The sequence below is a fragment of the Pelosinus propionicus DSM 13327 genome (assembly GCF_900114615.1).
Classification (GTDB): domain Bacteria; phylum Bacillota; class Negativicutes; order DSM-13327; family DSM-13327; genus Pelosinus; species Pelosinus propionicus.
Window position 1 is genome coordinate 46,672 of record NZ_FOTS01000001.1, and the last position, 24,893, is coordinate 71,564.

The 24,893-nt window shown below is 38.6% G+C and carries 24 protein-coding genes; 23 read left to right on the plus strand and 1 reads right to left on the minus strand.

Annotated elements, in window-relative coordinates:
• Nucleotides 1-16 precede the first annotated feature (16 nt).
• Nucleotides 17-1,534 carry a sugar ABC transporter ATP-binding protein gene (locus BMZ99_RS00225; RefSeq protein ID WP_090931787.1) on the plus strand — a complete coding sequence of 506 codons (1,518 nt, stop codon included), beginning with the start codon at nucleotides 17-19 and terminating at the stop codon, nucleotides 1,532-1,534.
• A gap of 16 nt (nucleotides 1,535-1,550) precedes the next feature.
• Nucleotides 1,551-2,564, plus strand: coding sequence for a galactose/methyl galactoside ABC transporter permease MglC (gene mglC / locus BMZ99_RS00230; protein ID WP_090931789.1), 1,014 nt, complete (start codon nucleotides 1,551-1,553; stop codon nucleotides 2,562-2,564).
• 162 nt (nucleotides 2,565-2,726) lie between these two features.
• On the opposite strand, the gene BMZ99_RS00235 is transcribed toward mglC, so the two are convergent.
• Nucleotides 2,727-3,023 (minus strand): hypothetical protein, encoded by a 297-nt coding sequence (locus BMZ99_RS00235; RefSeq protein ID WP_090931791.1) that lies wholly within the window; start codon nucleotides 3,021-3,023, stop codon nucleotides 2,727-2,729.
• 339 nt (nucleotides 3,024-3,362) lie between these two features.
• Between BMZ99_RS00235 and BMZ99_RS00240 the strand changes: the two genes are divergently transcribed.
• From BMZ99_RS00240 to BMZ99_RS00340, 21 genes are all read left to right on the plus strand, one after another.
• Nucleotides 3,363-3,875: a hypothetical protein gene (locus tag BMZ99_RS00240; RefSeq protein ID WP_090931793.1), complete on the plus strand. Its 513-nt coding sequence runs from the start codon at nucleotides 3,363-3,365 to the stop codon at nucleotides 3,873-3,875.
• 272 nt (nucleotides 3,876-4,147) lie between these two features.
• Nucleotides 4,148-5,638, plus strand: coding sequence for a nitrogenase component 1 (locus BMZ99_RS26850; RefSeq protein ID WP_245754743.1), 1,491 nt, complete (start codon nucleotides 4,148-4,150; stop codon nucleotides 5,636-5,638).
• A complete protein-coding gene (locus BMZ99_RS00250; RefSeq protein ID WP_090931797.1) occupies nucleotides 5,638-6,984 on the plus strand; it encodes a nitrogenase component 1 in 1,347 nt (448 codons plus the stop codon). Before BMZ99_RS26850 ends, BMZ99_RS00250 begins: the two co-directional genes overlap by 1 nt.
• Before the next feature lie 182 nt (nucleotides 6,985-7,166).
• Nucleotides 7,167-7,538 (plus strand): DUF2292 domain-containing protein, encoded by a 372-nt coding sequence (locus tag BMZ99_RS00255; RefSeq protein ID WP_090931799.1) that lies wholly within the window; start codon nucleotides 7,167-7,169, stop codon nucleotides 7,536-7,538.
• 60 nt (nucleotides 7,539-7,598) lie between these two features.
• Nucleotides 7,599-7,745 carry a hypothetical protein gene (locus tag BMZ99_RS26140; RefSeq protein ID WP_175490439.1) on the plus strand — a complete coding sequence of 49 codons (147 nt, stop codon included), beginning with the start codon at nucleotides 7,599-7,601 and terminating at the stop codon, nucleotides 7,743-7,745.
• The gene (gene nifB / locus BMZ99_RS00265) at nucleotides 7,742-8,578 is read left to right on the plus strand and encodes a nitrogenase cofactor biosynthesis protein NifB (RefSeq protein ID WP_090931802.1); all 837 of its coding nucleotides are present in this window, start codon (nucleotides 7,742-7,744) and stop codon (nucleotides 8,576-8,578) included. Before BMZ99_RS26140 ends, nifB begins: the two co-directional genes overlap by 4 nt.
• 360 nt (nucleotides 8,579-8,938) lie before the next feature.
• Entirely contained in the window at nucleotides 8,939-10,279 is a 1,341-nt protein-coding gene (locus tag BMZ99_RS00270) for a nitrogenase component 1 (protein ID WP_090931804.1), read from the plus strand.
• 15 nt (nucleotides 10,280-10,294) lie between these two features.
• Nucleotides 10,295-11,803 (plus strand): nitrogenase component 1, encoded by a 1,509-nt coding sequence (locus BMZ99_RS00275; RefSeq protein WP_090931806.1) that lies wholly within the window; start codon nucleotides 10,295-10,297, stop codon nucleotides 11,801-11,803.
• Between the two features lie 56 nt (nucleotides 11,804-11,859).
• Nucleotides 11,860-12,789 carry a cysteine synthase A gene (gene cysK, locus BMZ99_RS00280; protein WP_090931808.1) on the plus strand — a complete coding sequence of 310 codons (930 nt, stop codon included), beginning with the start codon at nucleotides 11,860-11,862 and terminating at the stop codon, nucleotides 12,787-12,789.
• A 135-nt stretch (nucleotides 12,790-12,924) separates the two neighbouring features.
• On the plus strand, nucleotides 12,925-13,677 hold the full coding sequence (locus BMZ99_RS00285) for a methionine ABC transporter ATP-binding protein (RefSeq protein WP_245754744.1): 753 nt from the start codon (nucleotides 12,925-12,927) through the stop codon (nucleotides 13,675-13,677).
• Nucleotides 13,674-14,342: a methionine ABC transporter permease gene (locus BMZ99_RS00290; protein ID WP_007936423.1), complete on the plus strand. Its 669-nt coding sequence runs from the start codon at nucleotides 13,674-13,676 to the stop codon at nucleotides 14,340-14,342. The genes BMZ99_RS00285 and BMZ99_RS00290 overlap by 4 nt, the downstream gene beginning before the upstream one ends.
• A 449-nt stretch (nucleotides 14,343-14,791) precedes the next feature.
• Nucleotides 14,792-15,391 (plus strand): hypothetical protein, encoded by a 600-nt coding sequence (locus BMZ99_RS00295; RefSeq protein ID WP_090931812.1) that lies wholly within the window; start codon nucleotides 14,792-14,794, stop codon nucleotides 15,389-15,391.
• Nucleotides 15,392-15,403: 12 nt separating this feature from the next.
• Nucleotides 15,404-16,270: a 4Fe-4S binding protein gene (locus BMZ99_RS00300; protein WP_090931813.1), complete on the plus strand. Its 867-nt coding sequence runs from the start codon at nucleotides 15,404-15,406 to the stop codon at nucleotides 16,268-16,270.
• On the plus strand, nucleotides 16,267-16,485 hold the full coding sequence (locus BMZ99_RS00305; protein ID WP_090931814.1) for a hypothetical protein: 219 nt from the start codon (nucleotides 16,267-16,269) through the stop codon (nucleotides 16,483-16,485). The genes BMZ99_RS00300 and BMZ99_RS00305 overlap by 4 nt, the downstream gene beginning before the upstream one ends.
• 20 nt (nucleotides 16,486-16,505) lie before the next feature.
• Nucleotides 16,506-17,084, plus strand: coding sequence for an NUDIX hydrolase (locus BMZ99_RS00310; protein ID WP_090931815.1), 579 nt, complete (start codon nucleotides 16,506-16,508; stop codon nucleotides 17,082-17,084).
• A 279-nt stretch (nucleotides 17,085-17,363) separates the two neighbouring features.
• Nucleotides 17,364-17,555, plus strand: a complete 192-nt coding sequence (locus BMZ99_RS00315; protein ID WP_007936428.1) for a DUF1858 domain-containing protein — start codon at nucleotides 17,364-17,366, stop codon at nucleotides 17,553-17,555.
• 149 nt (nucleotides 17,556-17,704) lie between these two features.
• Nucleotides 17,705-19,162 carry a nitrogenase component 1 gene (locus BMZ99_RS00320; protein WP_245754745.1) on the plus strand — a complete coding sequence of 486 codons (1,458 nt, stop codon included), beginning with the start codon at nucleotides 17,705-17,707 and terminating at the stop codon, nucleotides 19,160-19,162.
• Nucleotides 19,155-20,480, plus strand: a complete 1,326-nt coding sequence (locus BMZ99_RS00325; RefSeq protein WP_090931817.1) for a nitrogenase component 1 — start codon at nucleotides 19,155-19,157, stop codon at nucleotides 20,478-20,480. The genes BMZ99_RS00320 and BMZ99_RS00325 overlap by 8 nt, the downstream gene beginning before the upstream one ends.
• Before the next feature lie 405 nt (nucleotides 20,481-20,885).
• The gene (locus tag BMZ99_RS00330) at nucleotides 20,886-21,731 is read left to right on the plus strand and encodes a MetQ/NlpA family ABC transporter substrate-binding protein (RefSeq protein ID WP_090931818.1); all 846 of its coding nucleotides are present in this window, start codon (nucleotides 20,886-20,888) and stop codon (nucleotides 21,729-21,731) included.
• A 297-nt stretch (nucleotides 21,732-22,028) separates the two neighbouring features.
• Nucleotides 22,029-23,495, plus strand: coding sequence for a nitrogenase component 1 (locus BMZ99_RS00335; protein ID WP_090931820.1), 1,467 nt, complete (start codon nucleotides 22,029-22,031; stop codon nucleotides 23,493-23,495).
• Nucleotides 23,496-24,794, plus strand: a complete 1,299-nt coding sequence (locus BMZ99_RS00340) for a nitrogenase component 1 (protein ID WP_090931822.1) — start codon at nucleotides 23,496-23,498, stop codon at nucleotides 24,792-24,794.
• Nucleotides 24,795-24,893 lie beyond the last annotated feature (99 nt).

Here is a 24,893-nt window from a genome sequence, read left to right on the forward strand (position 1 = left end):
AGAGAGGCGCTTAATAATGGCAGAAATTGAATTCTTACTTGAGATGAATAACATTTCTAAAGAGTTTCCAGGTGTTAAAGCACTTGATGACGTAACACTTAAAGTTAGACCTGGTACTGTACACGCTCTTATGGGAGAAAATGGTGCAGGCAAGTCAACGCTAATGAAATGTCTTTTTGGAATTTACCAGCAAGATGCTGGTGAAATTATCTTAAATCAGCAAAAACTAGAAATACATAATTCTAAAGATGCATTGAATTATGGTATATCCATGATTCATCAAGAATTGCATCCTGTTCCTCATCGAGATGTAATGGAAAATGTATGGTTAGGACGTTTTCCTATGACTGGTTTTGGTCCCTTTCAATTTGTAGACCATAAAAAAATGTATGCGGATACTACTGCCTTATTTCAACAATTGGAAATTGATATTGACCCTAATGCATTAGTTAAAACCTTATCGGTATCGAAAGTGCAGTCTATCGAAATTGCTAAAGCTGTATCCTTTAATTCGAAAATTATTGTGATGGATGAACCGACATCTTCTTTGACTGGTAATGAGGTGGAACAGTTATTTAAGATTATACGTGACTTACGAAAAAGAGGAGTTTCGATCATTTATATATCTCATAAAATGGAAGAAATTCTCCAAATATCAGATGATGTTACGATTATGCGAGATGGCAAATATATTGGTACCTGGAATGCCTCAGAACTGACTACAGACTTGATTATCTCTAAGATGGTGGGACGTGATCTCACCCAACGATTTCCAGAGCGCAGCAATGTACCGGGTGAAGTGGTCTTGCGAGTAGAAAATCTAACATCACCGAATCCTCGATCTTTTAAAAATATTACATTTGATCTTCGAAAAGGCGAAGTCCTTGGAATTAGCGGACTTGTAGGTGCTCAGCGTACGGAGCTGGTAGAAGCAATTTTTGGACTGCGTACCATAGCAGAAGGTAAATTTATTTTAAATGGAAAAGAGGTTACAATTAAGACGCCTGCGGATGCAAAAAAATATAAAATTGCTTTACTTACGGAAGAACGTCGTGTTACAGGGATTTTTCCGGTCCTACCTGTGGTTGAAAATACAGCGATTGCTGATCTAAATGCTTACCAAACATCTTATTTCTTTCTTAACGAGAAAAAGATGAAAGAAGATACAGTGAAGAGTGTTGAAAAGCTTAGAATAAAAACTCCCTCGATAAAGGAACTAATTAAGAATCTGTCTGGTGGGAATCAGCAAAAAGTTTTAATTGGACGCTGGTTGCTTACAGATCCGGATATATTGCTTCTTGATGAGCCAACTCGCGGTATCGATGTTGGTGCAAAATTTGAGATTTATACGATTATTACAGAGCTTGCCAAGCAAGGGAAGAGCATCATCATGATATCTTCTGAAATGCCTGAAATCTTAGGTATGTCTGATCGGATCATGGTAATGTGTGAGGGAAGGCTTACGGGTATATTGGATCAAAAGAATGCTACGGAACGAGAAATTATGCGTCATGCAACCTTATATTTGGCGTGAAAAAGGAGGTTAAAAAATGAACTTTGATACGAAAAAATTGAATGAATTCTTTTTGCAATATGCAATCTATGGTGTTCTAATTGTTCTTATCATAGCAATTGCCATCTATAATTCAAATTTTTTATCAATAAATACCTTGCGTGATATTCTAATGCAGTCTTCCACTCGGGTAATCATTGCTCTTGGTGCTGGCTTTGTATTGATAACTGCAGGGGTTGATCTTTCCGCTGGACGTGTAGTAGGTCTGGCTGCAGTATTATCCGGTTCCATGCTGCAAATTGCAGACTACTCGCGAAGGTTTTTTCCAAATCTGCCTGATTTGCCAATTTGGATACCCATTCTCGTAGCTGTTATCGGCGGTCTTATTGTAGGTATACTCAATGGGTGGATTGTAGCTAAATTTAGTGTACCTCCCTTCATTGCAACATTAGGTACCTACGTTATGGTTTATGGTGTTAATTCGATTTATTTTGATATGAAGCCAAATGAATCACAGCCAATTGGTGGCTTAAGACCTGATTTTACAATCATCGGCTCGGGTTCAATTGGTAGTGGTCCCTATGCGATTCCCTATATCGTGCTGATAGCCCTGATCGTAGCTTTTGTTGTTTGGGTAATCTTCAACAAAACAAAGCTGGGGAAAAATATGTATGCCATTGGCGGTAATATTAATGCTGCAAAAGTTTCGGGAATTAATGTTGGTCTTAATCTGATTATGATCTATGCAATTGCCGGAGCCCTTTATGGTTTTGCTGGTGTGTTGGAAGCTGCAAGAACAGGTGGTGCGACTAACAATTATGGTAATATGTATGAGTTAGATGCAATTGCCGCTTGTGTAGTAGGTGGTGTTTCTACAACTGGCGGTATTGGCACAGTGCCAGGCATATTGGTAGGAGTAGTAATTTTTACTGTTATAAACTATGGTTTAACCTTTGTTGGAATGAACCCTTATTGGCAGCTTATAATAAAAGGTCTCATTATTGTCTCAGCGGTTGCAGTGGACATTCGAAAATATATTTCCAGAACCTAAGGAAAAACGCTGTTCATTCTTTAAAGATGAGACTTTTTGTGTCGTTGTGGTTCTATGTATTGCCTTCAAATAACGAATCAATGTTTTTCCATCAAAAAATAAAGTGGCTGCCAATTGGTAGCCACTTTATTTTTTGATTGTATCTTATTTATTTCAGATTTATCAAAAGGGATTAAAGGAAAAAAAGCTGGAATTTGAATTAGTATAAAGAACTTTCAGTCTTCGCTTTTTGGTTATTGGAGTGTGCTTAGAGTAGTTGTACAGCAATTCAGTTGTTATTTCAGGATAGTGTGTACCGTCTGGTCTTTTGATTTGATCATCTACCATCCATTTTTTTATATCTGATAGAGTAAATTGGGTAGGTAGCATTTCAGCATCAACTGCTAATTTCATATCCTCAATTAAAGATGCTTCACACAATAAAAGAGTCTCGTTTTCTTTGCCCTGGTTTAATTCCATAATATGAATTCTCCTTCTTTATAATGGTTCTTTTATTATAAATGATACGAATATTACCATCTTTATATATTGCAATATTTTTGCAGCTATCGAATAAAGAGTAGAGTCTAGTATAATAACAATTCTAAAAAAATATAAGGTCGGACATAAGGTATGCAGGATACTTCTCTTTTATTTGCGAATAGTAAAGAAATGATGATATGAATCATTATTGTATTCATTTAAACTTCTTCTTTCATTATTCTACATTGTTATTTGAAGATAGTAAACATGCTAGCTAAAATTTTGCAGGTATGATTATAAAGAAGCAGAAAGCCACTTTTAAGGAGGAATTTAGTTTTGTTGATACCGTGGGAAATTGTAGTGGAGGATAGTGAAGAGGCACGTAACTTTGTAGAAAGTTTATTGGAGGTTGCGGCTAGCGATCCTCTTATTCTGAGTGAAATTATGCGAGGGGTATTGTACGAAGATCCTTGTATTAAGATGCAAGCTGCTTCTATGGTAGAAAAAGTGACACGTGTTCGTCCTTTATTTTTGACGCCTTATAGAAGAGTGTTACTTAATGAATTCTCGAAGATCAATCAGCCTGGAGTACGCCGGGAAGTTGCTGTGCTCTATGGGCGCATGATGTGGGACGCATGGGAGATGAAACAAGTGGTTGTATTGCTTAGTCAATGGATTGAGACACAAGAAGATGAGGATATTGTTAAGAATTCCATTGATTCTCTTCATAAATTGGCTATGCAAAAGGAATGGATTTTTCCTAAGTTTAGGGACTGTCTGGCAGATGCTATAAAGCATGGTAATCCTGGTATCAGTAATTTCGCAAATGAATTACTTCATCGCATATAGCAACTATTTTTAGCAGTAGATGGAAGTCTTAAAGCGGTTTAGTTCTTTAGATAAAAAAATTGACTATTAGAAAGTTTTATGTTAGAGTAAAACCAAAAATTAGTGTCGTGTGGCTGATCAGGAGACTGAAGGCAAAGAAAATGGATTATTTTCTTTGTCTTCAGTCTTTTTTATCAGAAAGATTTGATTCAAACCGTATTTTTCTTGTATTTACATATTAGATTTGCTGATGGCCATAGAACTTTTAATAATATTTTAGAAGAGGAGGATACATGATGAGTTATTTTTTGCTGAAAGAACCGCCAAGACGGGAACATCGCTTAAATGCATGCATTGCCAGTGGTGGGACCTTATCGGATATGAAGAATCGGAAAATGAGATGTTGTGTACCAGATGGAGAGAGGACATTTACCCAAAATAATATCTGCTTATTGCTACCAGCCTTAGGAATGATGAATAGCATACCGAATAGTGTGGTGCTAATGCATGGAGCAGTGGGATGCGGATCTTCTTCTCATGGTGGAAATGTAGGGGTTCGAGCTGGAAATAATCACCGCTGGGGTGTGATTAAAGATGGCACATGGCTTTCTACAGCTTTAAATGAGAGCGATGTAATCTGCGGGGGTGAAGAGAAATTAGAAGCTGCTATTCGCGAAATTGATGAACATTATAAGCCCATGATTATCTTTGTTGTAGCTGGCTGTGTTCCAGGGATTATCGGTGATGACGTTGATGGTGTTGCTCAGCGTATTCAATCTGAGGTGTCTGCTAATATTCTTCCAGTACATTGTGAAGGATTTAAAACAAAGATTTGGGCTACAGCCTATGATGCGGTGTATCATGCTATTGGCAGGGTCATGCTGCAGGATACATCTAAAAATATAGCTTTAAAAAAGCCGGAAAAGCCTACCGTAAATCTTATGAATGTTTCTTCTATGGGTCGGGTAGATGAAGTTGAATTGGAACGATTATTACGTGCTTTAGGATTAGAGGTTAATATCTTTCCCGTATTTTCTAAACCTGAGAAAATGTATGCCATGACCCATGCAGATCTTTCGATTAGCACATGTCCCACTCATGATGATTACTTATTAAAACACTTGCAAGAAAAATATGGGATTCCTTTTGTGTTAAAACATATGCCGATCGGTATCGGCAATACAAGTGAATGGCTAAGAAATGTAGCTGCCTTTTTTCAACTAGAAAATCAGGTAGAAAAAATTATTGCAGAAGAAGAAGCAGAGTTAGAAACAGCACTGCAAGAATTTAAAGAATTTTTTAGAGGTAAAAAAGTTTTTGTTAGTGCTGGAGAATTCCGGGCATTGGCCACTGCTATCTTATTAGCGGAACTTGGCTTTGAAGTAGTGGCGGTCCGGTCTTTTCATCATGATGAATTTGCTGATTCCGAATACGAGAAATTAAGTAAGATTACGGCAAAGGATTTCCCTTTAAATATTGCAAACTGCCAGCCCTTTGAAGAGGCGAATCTCATACGCCGTGTAAAACCCGATCTTTTTCTTGGGCATATGAATGGTAATTCTACAGCCGCAAAATTGGGGATTGCAACGAATGTAATTTATAATGTCGGACTGCAGTTCATTGGTTATCAGGGAGCCTATCAGCTAGCCCGCCGTTTATACAGGCAACTAACCAACCCGGGATTTAATCAAAATATTAGTAAATGGGTACAGCTTCCCTATTCTGAAGATTGGTATCAACAAGATCCATTTGCACATATCAAACAATCGGAAGGGGAAGTCTAATGAAACATTTTATTGAAAGACCACGATTTACTTGTGCCTTAGGAGGTGCCATCGCGACAGTTACGGCTTTGCCGCGAGCAGTACATATATTACATGCTCCTCCTGGTTGTGCTGGGAACACGGCTTGGACGCAGATGGGAGGATGTGGACTTCAGGTAGGCGGATATTGCGGCGGTATTAGTATACCTGGGACGAATGTTCAAGAACGAGAAGTTGTTTTTGGTGGCTCAGATCGACTTGAAGAACAGATTCAAAATACGCTGAAAGTAATGGATGCTGACTTGTATGTCGTCTTAACGAGCTGTGTGGCAGAGATTATTGGTGATGATGTGGATTCTGTCATAGCTCCTTTTCAAAATGATGAAACCCAAATTATCTCTGCTGAGACAGGGGGCTTTAAGGGCAATTCATACCTAGGATATGAAATTGTTCTTGAAAGCATTTTAAAGAATTATGTCACTCGTGGTGAAGCAACTGTTAAAGGCAGGGTCAATCTATGGGGTATTGCTCCATCTTTTGATGTCTTTTGGCGAGGTAATTTAGAAGGATTACGCCAGCTTTTAAGCAGATTGGGATTGGAAGTAAACACATTCTTTACAGTGGATGATCATCTTGATGGAATTCGTCAGGCAAGCAGTGCCCAGCTCAATATCGTTGTTTCCGATGTATTAGGCTGGCAAGCTGCCGAAATTAGCCAGGAACTACATGGAATACCTTATCTAGTGAGTCCCTTGCCGATTGGACCTAGTGCGAGTGATTTGTTTCTGCGAAGGGTTGGTGAAGCGTTAAGTCTAAGGGAGGCTTTGATTGAAGAGGTTATTACTACTGAAAATCAACGCTATTATAAACTGCTTGAACCTCTTACTGATTGCTACAATGATATGGATCTGCAGCGATATGCAGCTGTTGTGGGAGACTCTAATTATGCAACGGCCATTACTGCCTTTCTTGAAAATGATTTTGGATGGTTGCCACAGGTGATTGTTATTACGGATACATTAATCGAGGAACAACAGGAGCGCATCATAAATCGATTATCGAGTCTGAAGTCAGGACGTATACCTAAAATTATCTTCAAAGGTGATTCGACAGATATTGCAAAATGTATTAAAGATCATTGGGAAGGTAGCAAAACGCAATATGGAAAATATGTAAATGCATTATCTCCTGCATTTGTTGTCGGCAGCTCATTAGATCGGCCATTGGCACAGGAGTTAGGTGCTGCGCATTTGAGTATTAGTTTTCCAGTATCCAATAGAGCCGTAATTGACAGAGGTTATACTGGCTACCAGGGCGGTTTGCGGCTGATTGAGGATCTAATTAGTGCCATTATCGTAAATCGATAGAAGAGAAATGTTAATACGGCTAAATTTGTGTTTAAATAACACATCTTTTTCTCCAGCTGTATCGTAGGTCATAGTGCTGATTAGGTGAAACCTAAAGGCAAAGAAGTTTCCTTTTTGGGAAAGCTCTTTGCCTTTTTTATTTTATGAATATAAAAATTGCCCTTAAATTAGGAGGAATTTGCATGTCGAAATGCCTTAGCAAGGAACCTAATTCAACCGAATCTCAACCAATTCAAGTATTAGAAATTATTAATTATTTTTTACATACGGCTTATACTGGATTTTTGATCGTATCGGTACAAGATGGATATGTTGTTAAAATGGAGAAAACAGAAAGATTTACAATTACAGCCAAGAGTCGCCAAGGAAGTTATGTGAAAATTGAGAAGCCTAAAGAGGAACATCCTCTTTGCGTACGGATATTAACAGAACTGCAAGATATTCGTTATGGTCAGCTGATCATTCGTTTAGATAGTGGGCAAGTGGATCATTTGGAGAAAACAGAAAAAAGACGCATCCATGAATTTGAAGGAATTGATGGAGCGGGCATATAAAGGAGGCTTTCTGGGATAGACATGAGAGACGGCTTTAGGAGGTTGGGAGTAACGTGTCTAATGATAAAAAAAGCACCGAATCTAATTGTTAAATTACAGATGAGCATGTATTATCAGGAATGGCAATTTTGGATCACTATGCTTATGATGCGGGTACAATTGATATTAGTTAAATATACAGTAAAAGTAAATGAGGTGATACAATGAGAAATTCTTGCTTTAGCAATATTCCTCTTTCTATTTTAGAACAGACACAAAAACATCCCTGCTATTCTGTAGAAGTGCACCAACAGTTTGCTGTTATGCATTTGCCAGTGGCACCGACGTGCAATATACAGTGCAATTATTGTAATCGCAGCTTTGATTGCATCAATGAAAACCGCCCTGGTGTAACGAGTGAAAACTTAACTCCTGCTCTTGCCATCGAAAATTATCGTGGCGTAAAAGGCAAAATCGCAGAACTTGACGTGGTAGGCATTGCAGGTCCGGGAGATGCCTTAGCGGATTGGCAGCAGACAAAAGAAACGATAGAACAAATTAAAAAGATAGATCCGGACATTGTATTTTGTTTATCTACAAATGGCTTATTATTAGCAAAATATGCACCAGAGATTGTTCAGTTGGGAATTCATCATGTAACCGTTACCATAAATGCCGTCAATCCCGTGATCGGAGCGCAAATTTATAAATTTGTACTCTACGAAGGGATGAAATATGAAGGCTTAGAAGCAGCACAGTTGCTTTATAAACAGCAGTTAGCAGGTATTGAGTATCTTGCTGATCATGGTGTATTAATAAAAATCAATGTTGTTATGTTAAAAGGCATTAACGATCAGCATATCCCAGATGTTGTAAAAAAAATGAAAGAGCTGGGGGCTTTCATTATTAATATTATTCCTCTTATTCCTGCTCCTGGAAGCAGCTTTGCAGAAAATCCTCAAGTGAGTGAACAAGAAATTAACGAAATGAGAAAGCGTTGTCAATTAGGACGACAGCAGGTGCGCGATTGCGGACAGTGCAGAGTTGATAAGGTAGGGTAATTTAATGTTTCTTTTGTCGGATTTCCAGTAAGAAGGCTCTTGACAAGAAAATAAATTGCTGTATAATGAAGTAAATGTTATTATATTCTAGCTGATCAGAGAAGCTGAAGGCTAAAGTATTTTGCTGCTAGCAGAATGCTTTAGCTTTTTTATTTTTTAAAATTGGTATTAGCTAGAAGAATAATAAGGAATATTAATCTATAATGAAGTTGACTGATCGGCAGACCATGCCGAAGGCAAAGAAAATTCTTTCTGTATAGAAAGGAATTTTCTTTGCTTTTTTTATTAATTAGAAAATAATATTTTCTAACTTATTGATGCAATCCATTTGCAGAGAGTAATGATTATGGAGGCAAGTATATGAGCAATTTTATCGACAGACCACGTTATTTATGTACTATGGGAGGGGCGGTGTCAACTTTAAAAGCACTACCGAGAGCGATCTCAATTATTCATGCAGCTGCTGGCTGCGGCGGCAATTTTGGCAATGCATTAAATGGCGCTGCTGGCTACTTGGGAAGCGGATATTGTGCTGGGCAGGCATTACCCAGTTCCAATGTTTTTGAAAGAGACATTGTATTTGGTGGTGAGGAGCGATTAGAGGAACAAATCGCTAGTACCTTAGAAATTGTTGATGGAGATCTATATTTTGTTGTTACAGGGTGTATGGTAGATATTATCGGCGATGATGCAGTGTCAGTTGCTAGAAGATTTAATCAGCAGGGAAAGCCGGTTTTTGCTGCTGAAACAGGAGGATTTAAAGGAAATGCCTACACCGGATATGATATTGTTCTGAGTACATTATTTAGAGATTTTGTGGAAAAAAGACCAGTAAAAAATAAAAAGATCGTAAACTTATTCGGTCTGGTTCCCATCCAGGATGTATTTTGGAAAGGAAACTTAAATGTATTAAAAGATTTAATTCAAAAATTAGGCTATAAAGTAAATACCTTTTTTGGTGAAGGAGAAACCATTGAAAATTTAAAACAAGCTGGCGAAGCTCATTTAAATATTGTGGTGTCCGATGTCTATGGTGTTAAATCAGCGAAAATATTTGAAGAAGTTCATGGCGTTCCCTATATTGTTGCAAACTTGCCGATTGGTCCTGCTGGTACAAAAGAATTCTTAGAGACAGTAGGCAAAGCGCTAGGGGTTGATGAACTGCTGATTTCAACTGTAATAGCAGAAGAAAAAGCCCGTTATTACAGCTATGTAGAACGATTGGCTGATGTATATAATGATTTGGATTTTCAACGTTATAGCGTAGTGGTTGCAGATGCAAATTATGCTCCAGCACTAACAAGATTTATTGCTGATGATTTAGGATGGCTGCCGGAATTAGTTGTAATTACAGATCTTCTTTCCGAAGATGAGGAAAAGCTGGTCGCAAAGAAATTTACTACGTTTTCATCCGGTGTCATTCCCAAAGTGGTGTTTGATACGGATACTTCCAATGTGAGCAAACATTTTAATAAAGCATGGCCGCGTAATAATAATAATCGCTATTTTAATGCGTTTAGTCCCGCATTCGTTTTTGGCAGCAGCTTGGACAGAGAATTTTCCGATAGCCTAGGAGCTGCTCATTTAAGTGTATCCTATCCCATATCCAACCGAGTTGTTTTGGATCGTGCCTATTTAGGCTATAGTGGGTCCTTACGTTTAATTGAAGATGTTATAGGATTATTAGTAGGTAGCAGATAAGAGGAGGTTTTATATATGGATTATATTAAAGAAAAAGCACCACCTGTGCGGGAAGAACGATTGCGGGCTTGTAATGCATATGGTGGATCTTGTGGAAATTTGGTAGAGAAGTCTAAAAAAGGATGCCTGAATGGGATTAAAAGAAAGTTTTCTCAAACTCAAGGGTGTCAACTGAATCTAAGTTTGGCAATTATCAATACCATTCGGGATGCTGTCGTCATTGTTCATGGTCCGGTTGGCTGCGGCGGTGCTAGTCTAGCCCAAGCCGGTGTGAATAAGGGGTTTCAAAAATTGCGGGATAGCAATGCCCGAGGACTCATATGGGTGAACACAAATATGGGGGAAAACGAGGTTGTTCAAGGGGGAGAGTCTAGACTACGAGACGCTATATTGCATGCAGAAAAGGAGTTTCGTCCCAGTGCGATTATCATTGTAAATAGCTGCGTACCAGCGATTATTGGTGATGATATCGATGGTGTTGTTGAGCAGGCACAAAAAGAAGTCAAAGCCAAAATCGTCCCTGTTCATTGCGAAGGATTTAAGACGAAGATCATGGCCAGTGCTTATGATGCTGTCTATCATGGCATACTTCGCAACTTAATACCTCATGAGAAGATCATTCAGGATGAAAAAACTGAATTAGAAACATTGCAAGAAAAGTACCGCGCGAGTCGTACTGTCAATGTATTGAATGTTTCTTCCATGAGCCGTATTGATGAGTATGAATTAGTTCGCTTATTGAAAGCGATTGATTTGGAATTAAATATTCTTCCTTGTTATGCTCATCCAGATGATTTTCAAAAAGCCACTGAAGCTGCTTTAAATGTAAGTATTTGTGCTACTCATGATGATTATTTCGTAGAACATTTAAAAGAGAAGTATGGTATTCCTTTTATTCTTCGTACGATTCCCATTGGCGTTCAATATACCAATCGATGGATTTTAGATATCGCTAAATTTTTTGGAGCTGAAGAGGCTGCTCAGCGTTTTATCGATCAAGAAGTAAAGCAACTAGAAGAAGCCATTGCTCCCTTTAGAGATATATTCAAAGGGAAGAGAGTATTAATTGGCGGTGGTGAAATTCGCGTTGTTGCCAATGCGGAGCTGTTACATTATTTGGGATTTGAGATTATTGGGCTAAGAGCATATCATTATGATCAATTTGCCGATGAAATGCTCGGTGAGCAAGATATTATTAAGCAAATTCCTTTTAATGTTGCAACAGGTCAACCTTTTGAACAGGCAAATCTAAATCACAATTTAAAGCCTGACTTATATGTTGGTCATGTGAATACGAATGTGTGGGCTGCCAAACAAGGAATTCCAGTAATACCCTTGTTTCACCAGAGTCAACTATTCTTGGGCTACACTGGAATTTACGAATTTGCCAGACGTTTAGCCAGAATACTGCGGAATCCTTCTTTTAATCGTAATTTAAAAGATAATGTTCACCTTCCTTACTTTGAAGAGTGGTATGACAAGGATGCCTTTTCCTATATCGATGAAAGCGAGCTGCAGGCCTAGAATAACGAGGAGTGCTTATTTCTTTCTGCAAAACTTATTAAAGAGGAGTGTTATATATGTCCAAAATTGCAAACAGCGTAACAGATTTAATCGGTCAGACACCTTTGCTAAAGTTGAATCGTTTGGCAGAGGGGACGGCAGCCGAGGTTGTCGTGAAACTTGAATTATTCAATCCAGGTGGCAGTATTAAAGACCGTATTGGTTTTAGCATGATCAAAGATGCAGAAGAAAAAGGACTAATAAAAAAAGATACTGTAATCATTGAACCAACCAGTGGCAATACAGGGATTGCTTTGGCCCTTATTGCAGCAGCCAGAGGATATCGTCTAATCTTAACCATGCCAGAAACAATGAGTACGGAAAGACGCAGTTTACTTAAGGTTTACGGTGCTGAGTTGGTACTGACACCTGGTGCTGAGGGGATGAAAGGTGCTGTGCGTAAAGCAGAAGAATTAGCAGCTCAAATTCCAAATTCTTTTGTACCTCAGCAATTTAATAATCCTGCAAATCCTGAAATTCATCGAGCTACAACAGCAGAAGAAATTTGGGAGGATACGAATGGTAAAGTTGATATTGTCGTGGGAGGCGTGGGCACTGGCGGTACAATCACTGGTGTAGGTGAAAATCTAAAAAAACGGAATCCCAATATTAAAATCGTGGCTGTAGAACCGTTTGGTTCCCCTGTTCTTTCGGGAGGCCAGCCAGGACCTCATAAAATTCAAGGAATTGGTGCTGGATTTTTACCGAATGTATTGAATCTGGATATTGTAGATGAGATCTATAAAGTCAAGAATGAGGAAGCACTAGAAATTGCTCAGCGATTAGCAAGAGAAGAAGGGATTCTCGTAGGCATTTCATCGGGAGCAAGCGCTTTTGCGGCATTGCAGATTGCCAGTCGTCAGGAAAACCAAGGTAAGCTGATCGTTGCTGTACTCCCGGATACAGGTGAAAGATATATTAGTACGGCACTGTTTGAGGATAATTAATACTAAGAATGGATAAGAATCAGTGGTCAAGTTTCTAATTAGGGGAACTTGGCTTTTGGTTTAGATTATGGAGAATACATCATCGTTGGTAAAGAGAGTTGAATGTAAGTGATAAGGATTCAAGAATTGAGCAAGATGTATATAACACCCAGTTCCAAAATCGTTGCACTGGAAAATGTAAATCTGCAAATTCAGCAGGGAGATATCTTTGGTATTATTGGCTTTAGTGGTGCAGGTAAATCAACTCTAATTCGCTGCCTAAATCGTTTAGAAGAACCTGATTCCGGAAAAATAGTAATTGCGGGTCAAGAAATTACGGCTATGAATAAAAAAGAATTACAATTGGCAAGAAGAAAGATTGGGATGATTTTTCAGCAATTCAACTTATTAGATGCGAAAACAGTATTTGAAAATGTAGCTTTTCCGTTACAGGTTTCGAATTACCCTAAAAAACAAATTAAAACTCGAGTAGAAGAGATTCTGGAGCTGGTTGGTTTAGCGAATAAGTCCAAGGCATATCCATTGCAGCTCAGTGGAGGACAAAAGCAAAGAGTCGGTATTGCACGTGCTCTTTCTAATGAACCGAGTGTGCTGCTTAGTGATGAAGCTACTTCGGCCCTTGATCCTCAAACAACCTATTCCATTTTAGAATTATTAAAAGATATCAATCAAAAACTGGGTTTAACCATTGTTTTAATTACCCATGAATTAGACGTCTTAAAACATATTTGCAATCATATGGCTGTTATTGAGCATGGAAAAATAGTTGAAACAGGAGTAGTGGAAAAGTTCTTTTTAAATCCTGAAAGTGATACTGCTAAACGCTTTATCAGCATTCTTCAAGGGTTCCAAGAAAAAAGAGTATATAAGGAGGGAGAGGGCATTTGAATGATGATGTATTAGAACTATTGTTTACTGGCCTTGGCGAAACTCTTTATATGGTATTATTATCGACTCTTATTGCCTTGATTCTTGGATTGCCCTTGGGAATTATATTAGTTGCTACTGAAAAGGGGAACATTCTAGAATCGCCTAGAATTAATAAAGTATTAGGTACCATTATTAATGTGGTACGATCCTTTCCCTCTATTATTTTAATTGTTGTGCTGCTTCCATTGGCTCGATTTATTGTGGGGACGACATTGGGGGCAACAGCAGCTATTGTTCCTTTATCCATTGGTGCAGCGCCTTTTATTGCAAGAATTATTGAGAATAGCCTTAAAGAAGTCAGCTTTGGTAAGATTGAAGCTGCGATGGCTATAGGAGCAAATCCCTTAACCATTATTACAAAGGTATTAATTCCAGAAGCTTTGCCATCTCTTATCCGTGGTCTAACGATTGCTGTTATCGGCATTACTGGCATGACGGCGGTTGCAGGAGCGATTGGTGCAGGAGGTCTGGGGAGTCTTGCTATACGATTTGGGTATATGAGATACCGAGATGATATTATGCTAGCCACCATTATAACGCTAGTTATTCTTGTTCAAGGTGTACAATTGGCTGGAGATTATTTAGCTACTTACATTAACCGAAAACGATACAAATTTGATTAAAGATATTGAGGAGTGATTTTGGTCTTCACTTATGATTCTGTCAAGTATAGGATATTAGGGTTTCCTGGCTTTCTAGCGCTGACGATTACTGTATGGATTTATTTTTGTATATATAAATTTAAGAATTAGAAGCTACTGGCGAAAACCGTAGCTTCTCTCTATATAAATTTCTAAACGAAGAAGATACTAGTCTGCTTTATAAAGCAGACTAAGAGAAGAATAGTACTTTTAGTCAATAGACAGGAAGCACGAAATATTTTATAATTCAACTGAGAATTAATTGCAATTATAGGGTAATCTTAAGGTCAAGTAAGAATTCTTAGCTGATTAGTTAATGCATCTAAAGGCTGGATTTGTCCATAAAGGGATAAGTCTAGCTTTTTCTTTTTAAAATAATTACAGATAGTATAATGAAAAATTGTATATTGAAATTGAAAGGAGATAATGTAGTGTTCATTAAAAAGTCTTATTTAAGTTCTTTAATGCTATTGATTGTAGGTATTTCCTTTGCTTTAGGTTTTGGCTATTATAAAAATGCAGTAGCCAAAGAGCAGGCAGCAGCGACCGTTGCTATTAATGGTGAATCTATTGCAGCCACCCAAAGTATTGTTTTTGACATAGCGGATCAAGGGATGCCTAAAAAGTGGCTGCAGCCTAATCAGATATTGATAGCAAGCTATTTGATTAAAAATGAAAGTAAGAATCCATTAGCTATTCAAGTAGAAGCTGTTGATTTTGTTAAGCAGGTCGTTTTAGAAGTTGGTTCTCCTGATATTAAAAAGCCTTCTGCTATCTATATGGGTACTGTGGAATCAGGAAAAACATTGCGTGTGAAAGTCAAAATGGATCTTGCTGATCAACATTTCAGTCAAACGAAGCAGCAGATCGGTGTGCTTCAGATTGTGGACATACAAACCGGTGCTCTGCTTGGAAATACATCTGTTTATGCCATGAATTCCTCACAATCATTGGATCAGGATCAGAAATCAGTGACACCGTCAACTGTTCATGAAACACATGAATCCCATGGATCACACGAAGAAAAGTAAGGAGATCATAAGATGAATCAGCGAGAAATAAAACGTATTTTAGGATATTTTGCAGGATTATTCTTGTTTTTTGCCCCTTTTGCTTATTACCAGAAAACACTTTCTGTTTGGTTAGGCGGCTCTCAAGCATCTGATATTCATAGTTTTTGTTTGCGCATTCCGTTATTGAATGTGTTAACAGGACAAAGTATTGAGATATTCAATGTCGGCATTATTTCTTTATTATTATTGGTCAGCGCGGCTTTTTTCCTAGGTCCTTTCTTTTGCGCCCACCTTTGCGCGAGTGGTGCGTTACCTGAATATCTTAGCCGTTTGATGCCAAAGCGGTTTAAAATCGATTGGCAACGTTCAGTAAATCCAGTTCCCATACGATATGGATTTTTTGTAGGGTATCTGCTTTCGCCTTTTTTGGCTGGTTCGATAGCGTGTGCGCTTTGTAACTATAGTTTTATGGAAAGGCTGATTGTTGGCGGGGTACAAGGCGATATCGGTCCTTTGGGCTCTACTGCCATTATTACAGCTATTTTATGGCTGGGGATCTTTGGTGTTATGGCTAAAGGAGGACGGGGATTTTGCAGTTATTTATGCCCTGTTGGAGCGCTGCAAAGTGCTGTACATAGTGTGGGTGCTCGATTTCGATTTACTTATAAATTACGCTTTATCCCAAGCAAATGTGTGAATTGCAAACAGTGCGTAAAAAAATGTCCAATGGGTGCTCTTAGTCATAAGGATGGTATTTTATCTTATGAAGTATATAATTGTATTACTTGCGGACAATGCGCTGGGGTTTGTGCAAAAAACGCTCTTGCCTATGGCACCGGCGAAAGTGGCTGGCAAAAAGAGAATGCTGGAGAGCCAGAGCTGGAGTTAGTAAAATGAAGGAAAAGATCAAGTCTTTAGGAGTTGGGGTGAGTGCGGCGGCGATATCCATGGTTCCCAGTTTCGTGCCCGCAGCCAGTGCTGTCTGTACCGGTGTATGCGGCTCTTGTGGCGGTGGTTGTGCTGGTTTGATCGTAGGATTGGGGGCTGGAGGATTAATTCTTCTGACTAAACTGCAAAATGATAAAAAAGAAAAAGTAGATGACCAGGAGTAGTAATAAGGGGATTTGAAAGTATGAAAGTAAAACAAGTTTTTTCAGCATACAATTTTCAAGAAAGAAATTCTTTGTGTAATCGTTATTGCTCAGCATGCGGTGAAAAATGTGTAAAAAAAGAAGCGGGTGGGAGAGAAAGAGAGAGTTGCCCTGCATGTGGCTTTGTTCATTATGAGAACCCTTCGCCAGCGGTATCCGTCTTGTTGGTAAAGGATGAAAAAGTGCTTTTAGGCAAACGAGCTCATGGCAGCTTTAAAGAAGGGTTATGGTGTTTGCCTTGTGGATTTATTGAATTTGATGAAGATTTTCTAACAGCTGCAAGACGGGAAGTTCAGGAAGAAACAGGTCTTATTAGTGAGATCGAATCAATTATTAGCGTAATGTCTAATTATTTAACCCCTAATTTACATACCTTAGTAGTTGTTTTAGTAGCTCATGTTATTGGTGGAGAACTTTGCCCTGGTGATGATTTGGATGAAGTCCAGTGGTTTCCTTTTTCAGGAGTACTGCCTCAAATGGCCTTTGAAGCAGATGAGAACATTATCGCAAGATATTGGAATACCAGAATTAAGGGGATACCTGTAGATGAAGATTTTTGAAATCGATTGCATATAGTTAATCAAAATCGTATATATTGATTGTTAGGTATAATCTATATCTGAAGAAGTAAAATAAAAAGCAAAGATCTATTGACAGAATGTATATAGTCGTTTATAATTCGAAAAAAGAGATAGTACTTTTAAAAAGCTAATAACAAGAACTTGCTGACTGGATAAACTAGAGGCAGATTTTTTCATTTTTGAAAACTTCTGCCTCTAATTTTATTTCTATTTATTTTAGAAAGAAGTCCATACTTCTTTATGAAAGGAGGTGTTAGTATGGCAATTACCAAAGAACAAAGTATTAACGAAGTGGTTGAACAATACCCAAACACCATAGCAATATTTCGTAATTATGGAATGGGGTGCTTTGGTTGCGCTGCTGCCAGATTTGAGAACATTGAGCAAGGAGCGGCAGCTCATGGCATCGACATCCATGCATTAATTACGGATTTAAACAAAGCTGTATAAAGTAATCCTGATAGTTTGTTCGTTTCATGAGTGTGTAGATATAATGGATAAATTATATGGGTTGACCAGAAGAAAAGCTGGAGACGTACGTGTCTTTGGCTTTTCTTTTTTTATTTAATTTAAAAATGGTTGCAAAAGGAGAAAAGGTGATGAGTATAAATTTAAGCCAACCAGCAGTGGAATTAAGAGAATCCAGATTGAAAACAATCACTGGCTATGAAGGTGATGCTGCTGAATTACTCAGTAGAAATGATATTCCCAATAGGGAAAGGTCCTTTACCCAGTGTGGCTCATGCAGTGCTGACCAGGTAATGAATCTGCTTACTCAGATTCAGGATGCCGCTGTTGTGGAGCATGGTCCTGCAGGTTGCGCAGGTGATATTCCTATGCGTAACGGTGTATTTCGGACAGGTAATAAGAGAATGGGCTATAACGTACATAATGTGAAATATCTCAATACCAATCTTGATGAAAAAGATACGATTTATGGCGGCGGCGCCAAGCTGGAAAAAGCAATCAGGGAAGCTAAGCGTAGATTCAATCCCAAAGCGATTTTTGTGACCACTACTTGTGCATCAGCCATCATTGGTGATGATGTTCCTGGTATTTGCAATGAACTGGAAGAAGAATTCGGCATCCCGGTAATTGCCACCTTGTGTGAAGGCTTCCGCACCAATATCTGGGCGACAGGCTTTGACTCGGCCAATCATAGCATCTTACGGAAAATTGTCAAACCAGCACGCCAAAAACAGCCGGATTTAATTAATGTCATTAGTTTTGAACATAAATTTTTGTATGAAAGTGTTTTTCGGCAGCTTGGTCTTAGAGCGAATCATATTGTGCCACTTTCAACTGTGGAGGAACTAGAGCGTATTTCAGAAGCAGTGGCAACGGTACAATACTGCGAAACATTGGGGAGTTATCTTGCTGCTGGGTTGGAGGAGCATTTTGGTGTGCTGGAAATCAAAGCTCCTGCTCCTTTCGGTATAAAGGCCTCCGATGAATTATTAAGAGAGATAGGGCGGATTTTTCATAAAGAAGAAGAGGTTGAAAAAGTAATTATTTCCGAAAAGGAAAAGATTGCTGAGGATCTTGAAAGATTACGTGGGCGATTAACAGGAAAAACAGCTTATATTGCTGCTGGCGGTCCCCTTGCTTATAGTATTATTGCCTTGGTTAAAGATCTTGGCATGGAGGTGGTGGGAACTAGTGTCTGGCATCATGACCAAAGATATGACAATGATGATGAACGACTCAATTTTCTTAGATTTGGCGTGGAAACCTACGGTAATTTTAAGGTTGGGGTCTGCAATAAACAAGCTTTTGAAGTGACCAATGCGATCAACAAATATAAACCTGATATTGCAATTACGAGACACCTTGCCACAGTTTGGGCGGCAAAATTGGGAGTTCCCTCTATTTTTGCCGGTAACGAGCCCACAGAAATGCTGTATGATGGGCTAATCCGTTTTGGACAATCCATCGATGATGCTATTTCTAATCCTGCTTATATCAAAAATGTAGCAAAGCACAGCAAGTTACCCTATACAGACTGGTGGCTCAAGCAAGGTACCTATTCATTTTTAAGGAGCGAACAAAATGTCTGAAATTATACAAGGACCACGCCACGGCTGTGCATTAGGAGCCCAGCAGACGGTAGTGGCAATTGAAAGAGCCATTCCTATTTTACACGCAGGACCTGGGTGTGGTTCCAAGCTGCATAGAGGCTTATCTCTTGCAGGAGGATACCAAGGTGCTGGGTATGCTGGGGCGGATGCGATCCCATGCACGAACATGATTGAAAAAGACGTAGTTTTCGGTGGTACAGATAAATTAAGAGATGTGATTGAGGGGACGCTGAAAATCATGGATGGCGATTTCTTCGTTGTCTTGACAGGTTGTACTGCTGATATTATTGGCGATGACGTAGGCAGTATAGTCAGCGAGTTCAGAGAACAGGGCGTACCCATTGTTCATGCGGAAACGGCAGGGTTCAAGGGAGATGCTTATAAAGGGCATGAACTTGTGCTGGAAGCTATTATCAAACAGCATTTAAAGCCTGCTGCACAAATTGAAGAAGGACTTGTCAATGTATTTGCAAGTGTCCCCAGGCATGATCCATTTTGGGAAGGTGATTTGAACGAAATAAAGAAATTGCTTGCAGGCATAGGACTCAAAGCAAATATCTTGTTTGGTTATAATAGTGGAGGTATTAAGGCATTGGAGGCGATTCCCGCAGCACAATTCAATTTAGTTGTTTCTCCTTATATTGGCCTTAAGATAGTGGAGCTGCTGGAAGAAAAATTTCAAACTCCTTATCTTCATTATCCAGTGTTGCCAGTTGGCGGTATAGAAACATCAAAATTTCTGAGAACCGTCGCTGAATTCGCAGGTACTTTATCGGAGCAGACGGAGAAATTTGTTGTTCAGCAGGAAGACGAATTCTATCATTATATTGTTCGTGCAGCAGATGTGCTTACAGAATACAGACTAAATCAGCCAAAACGCTTTTACAATATAAATGATGCTTCTTACGCCCTTGGCTTTAGTAAATTCTTAGTGAATGAACTGGGATATTTTCCTATTCATCAGTTTATTAACGAGGATGTGCCTGAGGAATACAAAGATGCCATTGAGGGCTACTTTAAAGAACTTTCACCAGAGATTTCTTCCGAGATAACCTTTACCCAAGACGGAGGAGCCATTGAAGATAAGATCCGTTCGATAAAAGCATTAACCTCTCCTTTAGTGCTTGCTAGTTCATGGGAATTTGATATTGCAAAAGAGATATCGGGTCTGCATCTTAGTGTAAGTTTACCCATTATCGACCGTTTGATTTTGCATCACACCTATGTAGGCTACAAGGGGGGCCTTAACCTTGTAGAAGACATCTACAGTAGACTGCTAGCTAAGAATCGTGAGTAGTAGAGATCGTATATTTCTGGATGAATAAGCATATCATGAACATTGACAAGAAAGAGATCTTTGCACGAAAGATATTAAATTGTACTTTACCGGTGGATTAAAAGAATAATTTCATGATTATATGAGAAAAAATTCTGTTAGTCGTTATAGTGTTTTCTGAAAATAAACATAGCATGGGTATTGACAAGAAATCTTCGTAGATATACTATTGTAATAGATAATCTAGCGTAAATACATTGCTGGCTGGTTTGAGAATCAGAGGCTGTATCCCATTTATTTTGGGATGCAGCTTTTTTTATTTTCAATCGTAAAAGCGGTCAATGTATATGATTGGGAGGCGGTTCAATACAAGGATAGTTATAATTATGAGTAACTTGCCTAATTATTTTTGAAAGGGTGATTCCCGTGGTGAAAAAAGGTATTATCTTTAAAATGGTAGTCGGAATTATTGGTGTTGTAACAGCTGCCAGTGTATTGGTGGCATGCTCATCAAGTAAAAAAGAGAGTGCTCCAGCTGTCACTGCAAAAACAGAAGTAACAGTCAAAGTAGGAGCAGCATTAGTACCACATGCGGAAATATTGAATTTTATTAAGCCAAAATTAAAACAAGAGGGCGTTAATCTAGAAGTAGTTGTGCTGGATGATGAAGCACAATTAAATCCTGCATTGCAAACAAAACAGATTGATGCCAATTATTTTCAGCATGTTCCTTATTACGAGTCAGTCGCAAAAGAAAAGGGCTATAGTTTTGTTGTAGCTGCGAAAGTACATGTGGAGCCTATTGGCTTTTATTCACAAAAAATCAAAAGCAAAGATGAGTTGAAAGAAGGGGCTACCATCGCAATTCCTAATAATCCATCGAATGAATATAGAGCATTAGCACTTTTACAAGCAAATGGATTGATTAAATTAAAAGATGGTATTGTGAATTTTTCGGCTACTCCTAGAGATATTGTAGAAAATACGAAAAAAATAAAATTCATAGAGGTAGAAGCTGCTCAGCTTACCAGATCCTTACCTGATGTTGATGGTGCTATCATCAATACTAATTTTATTCTAGAAGCGAAAATCGATCCTAAGAGCGCGATTTTTAGAGAGGATGCAAATTCTCCTTATGCAAATGACTTGTATGTAAGAAAAGGCGAGGAAAGCCGACCCGAAATTAAAAAACTGGCAGAGGTTTTAACGTCTCCTGATGTTAAAAAATTCATCCAAGATAAATATGGAGTTGCTGTGGTCCCTGCCTTTTAAATACGTGAATGGAATTGACGAGTAAGACTAACGAATATTTGATTCTGATGGAACTGAAGGCTGAGCAGTCAAATCTGCTCAGTCTTCAGTTTAACCGACAGGATAAACAGGAATGAGCAAAGACATTAACTAAACGGGTTGAATAAAAGTTGAGTTGTGAGCAACTGACTAGTTATTTACTAGAGGCTGCGTTCCATACAGTTGGAATGCAGCCGTTTTAATTTATTATTACAGGGCGTTGTCATTGGCTAGATGGTAGAAAATTCATAGGATTGAGTAAATTAGGGAGGGATTTTAATGACGATTAATTTAAATGTAACTTCAGCAGGTACCCGGGAAAATAGGTTAGGATCGATTACGGGATATGCAGGGGATCTTCATGATTTAGTTAACCAGAGCAGATGTGGGACGCTAAAAGAAAGGGAAAGGTGCTTTAGTCAGTCAAGTTCTTGTGATGCGGGATGCGCCTTGAGTCAGCTTGCCTACATTCGGGATGTTGCCATTATCAATCATGCGCCCTCAGGCTGCACTGCAATGGCATCGGCAACGGTTGTGGCTCATACACAGCTTGCAGCGAAGAGAGGGCTTACTTATGATACTATTTTTTTAGGAACGGATATGGATGAGAATGATACGATTTTTGGCGCAACCATCGGTCTTCGGGAAATCATCTTGGAGACATATAACAGATATAAACCCAATGCCATTTTTGTCGGAACTTCTTGTGTATCTGGGATTATCGGTGAAGATGTGGATAGCATAATTAACGAACTTGCATCAGAAATTCCGATTCCTTTAGCAGCAGTCCATTGTGAAGGATTTAAATCGAGAGTATGGGCTTCTGGTTTTGATGCAGCAGATCATGCTGTGCTTACAAGCCTCGTAAAACCACCGCAGAGAAAGACAAAATTCATTAATTTTAAGAATTTTAATGAAAGTGCTAGAGGAGAAATCACTGAACTATTTGCTAATTTCGGTGTAGAGCCTTTTTTCTTGTATTCAAATTCAACGGTTGAGGAATTGTCACATATAGCTGAAGCGCTTGCTACAGTATCCATATGCGGTACATTAGGGACGTATTTAGGGAATGCCCTGGAAGAAAAATATGGGGTTCCTTATATAAAAACAATCAATCCTTTAGGCATTGCCGGTTTTGAAATTTGGCTACGAGAAATAGGTCGTGTAATTCATCAAGAAACAGAAGTGGAAGCTTATATTGAACGAGAGAGGGCAAAATATCTGCCTAAAATAGAAGAAATAAAAAAAGAACTCAAAGGACTGCGTGCTGTTTTAGGCATGGGAGCCAGCTATGCTTTCCAAATATCGCGTGTTTTGCAAGAGCTTGAGATAGAAGTAGTATGGGTGGCTTCATGGCATTATGATACGAAATATGATAACAATGAAATTCCGCCTCATGTAGAGTATTTGGAAAAAGAAAGTCCCTATAATTTTAAAGTAAGTGTTTCCGATCAACAGAATTTTGAAATTTTGAATATATTAAATACTTATCAGCCTGATATTTATTTAGCGAGGCATCCCGGAACGACGGTGTGGGCGATTAAACAAGGGATTGCAGCCTTCTTTTTAGCAGATGAATATAAGACATTTGGGTATCGTGGTACGTTGGATTTTGCTCAGACGATACTGGATACGATTCGCAATCGAAGCTTTGAGAAAAACTTAGCAGCTAGAATTACTCTTCCTTACACAGATTGGTGGTACCAACAGAATCATGCAGCTTTTTTAAAGGAGGATTCAAAATAAATGCCAAAAATATTAGATCAGCCTAGATATAAATGTGCCCTTGGAGCCATGCAAACGGTGCATAGCATTACTAAAGCCCTGCCAATTTTGCATTCAGGACCTGGTTGCGCTGACAAATTGTCAGGCAGCCAAGGTGGTTCAGGGCATTTTGCACCTCGTATTTTTCCTTGTACAAATCTTAACGAAAAAGATGTGATTTTTGGTGGGGAAGAAGGGCTGCGGGATGTCATTGCAAATGCCTTAAAAATAGTAAATGCGGACCTATATGTTGTATTAAGTGGTTGTTCTTCAGAAATTGTTGGTGATGATATGCAAGAAGTAGTCAGATCCTTTAAAAATGCGGAGAAGCCAGTTGTTTTTGCGTCGACAGCCGGGTTTAAAGGAAACAATTTTTTAGGGCACGAGTGGGTCATTCAAGCAATTATCGAGCAATATTTAAAACCGGCAGATAAAAAAACAAAAGGGCTGGTGAATATCTGGGCAAGTGTCCCTCAGCACGATCCCTTTTGGTATGGAAATTTATTCGAATTGGAAAATTTGATTACGCAGCTTGGATTAACACCCAATACGATTTTCGGCTATGATAGGGGTATTAAAAATATTGATAAAATACCAGAGGCTGAATTTAACCTTCTTGTATCGCCTTGGGTGGGGTTAAGTAATGTAAAATTATTAGAAGAAAAATTTCAGACTCCTTATTTGCATCTTCCCACTCTTCCCATTGGAGCCTTTGAAACCAGTAAATTTTTGCGGGAAGTAGGAAATTTTGCTGGAATTGATAAAGAAAAAGTAGAAGATATCATTACAGAAAATGAAAAAAAATATTATTATTTTATTGAACGATTTGCTGATGTATTTCTGGAAACACGAATTATGGCAAAACGATTTGTTGTGATTTCCGATGCGCAATATTCCTTGGCGATTACTAAATTTCTGGTAAATGACGTTGGTTTGTTCCCTTCCAAACAATACATTACTGATAATGCTCCCGAAGAATACCAAGAGGCGATAAAAGGATATTTTAAAGAATTGAATTGGAATATAGAAGCAGAGGTGGCATTTCTATCCGATGGACACTTGATACAAGATGAAATCAAAGAGACTTATTTTAGCGGCTACCCTTTAATCATCGGCAGTTCATGGGATAAAAAAGTTGCAGAGCAAACACAGGCACATTATTTATCTGTTTCTTGGCCAGTAAATGAACGACTTGTTATCAATAGTTCCTATGTAGGTTACGGTGGCGGACTTAAGCTGCTTGAGGACATATATTCTGTAGTTCTTACCCGATTTAATTAAAGTAGAAAAAAAGTAAATCAGCAGGTAAAATAAGCAAAGCCGCCTCTATAAAAGGTGGCTTTGCTTAAGTATAAGTATTTAGTACATTCTCCCTTTGTG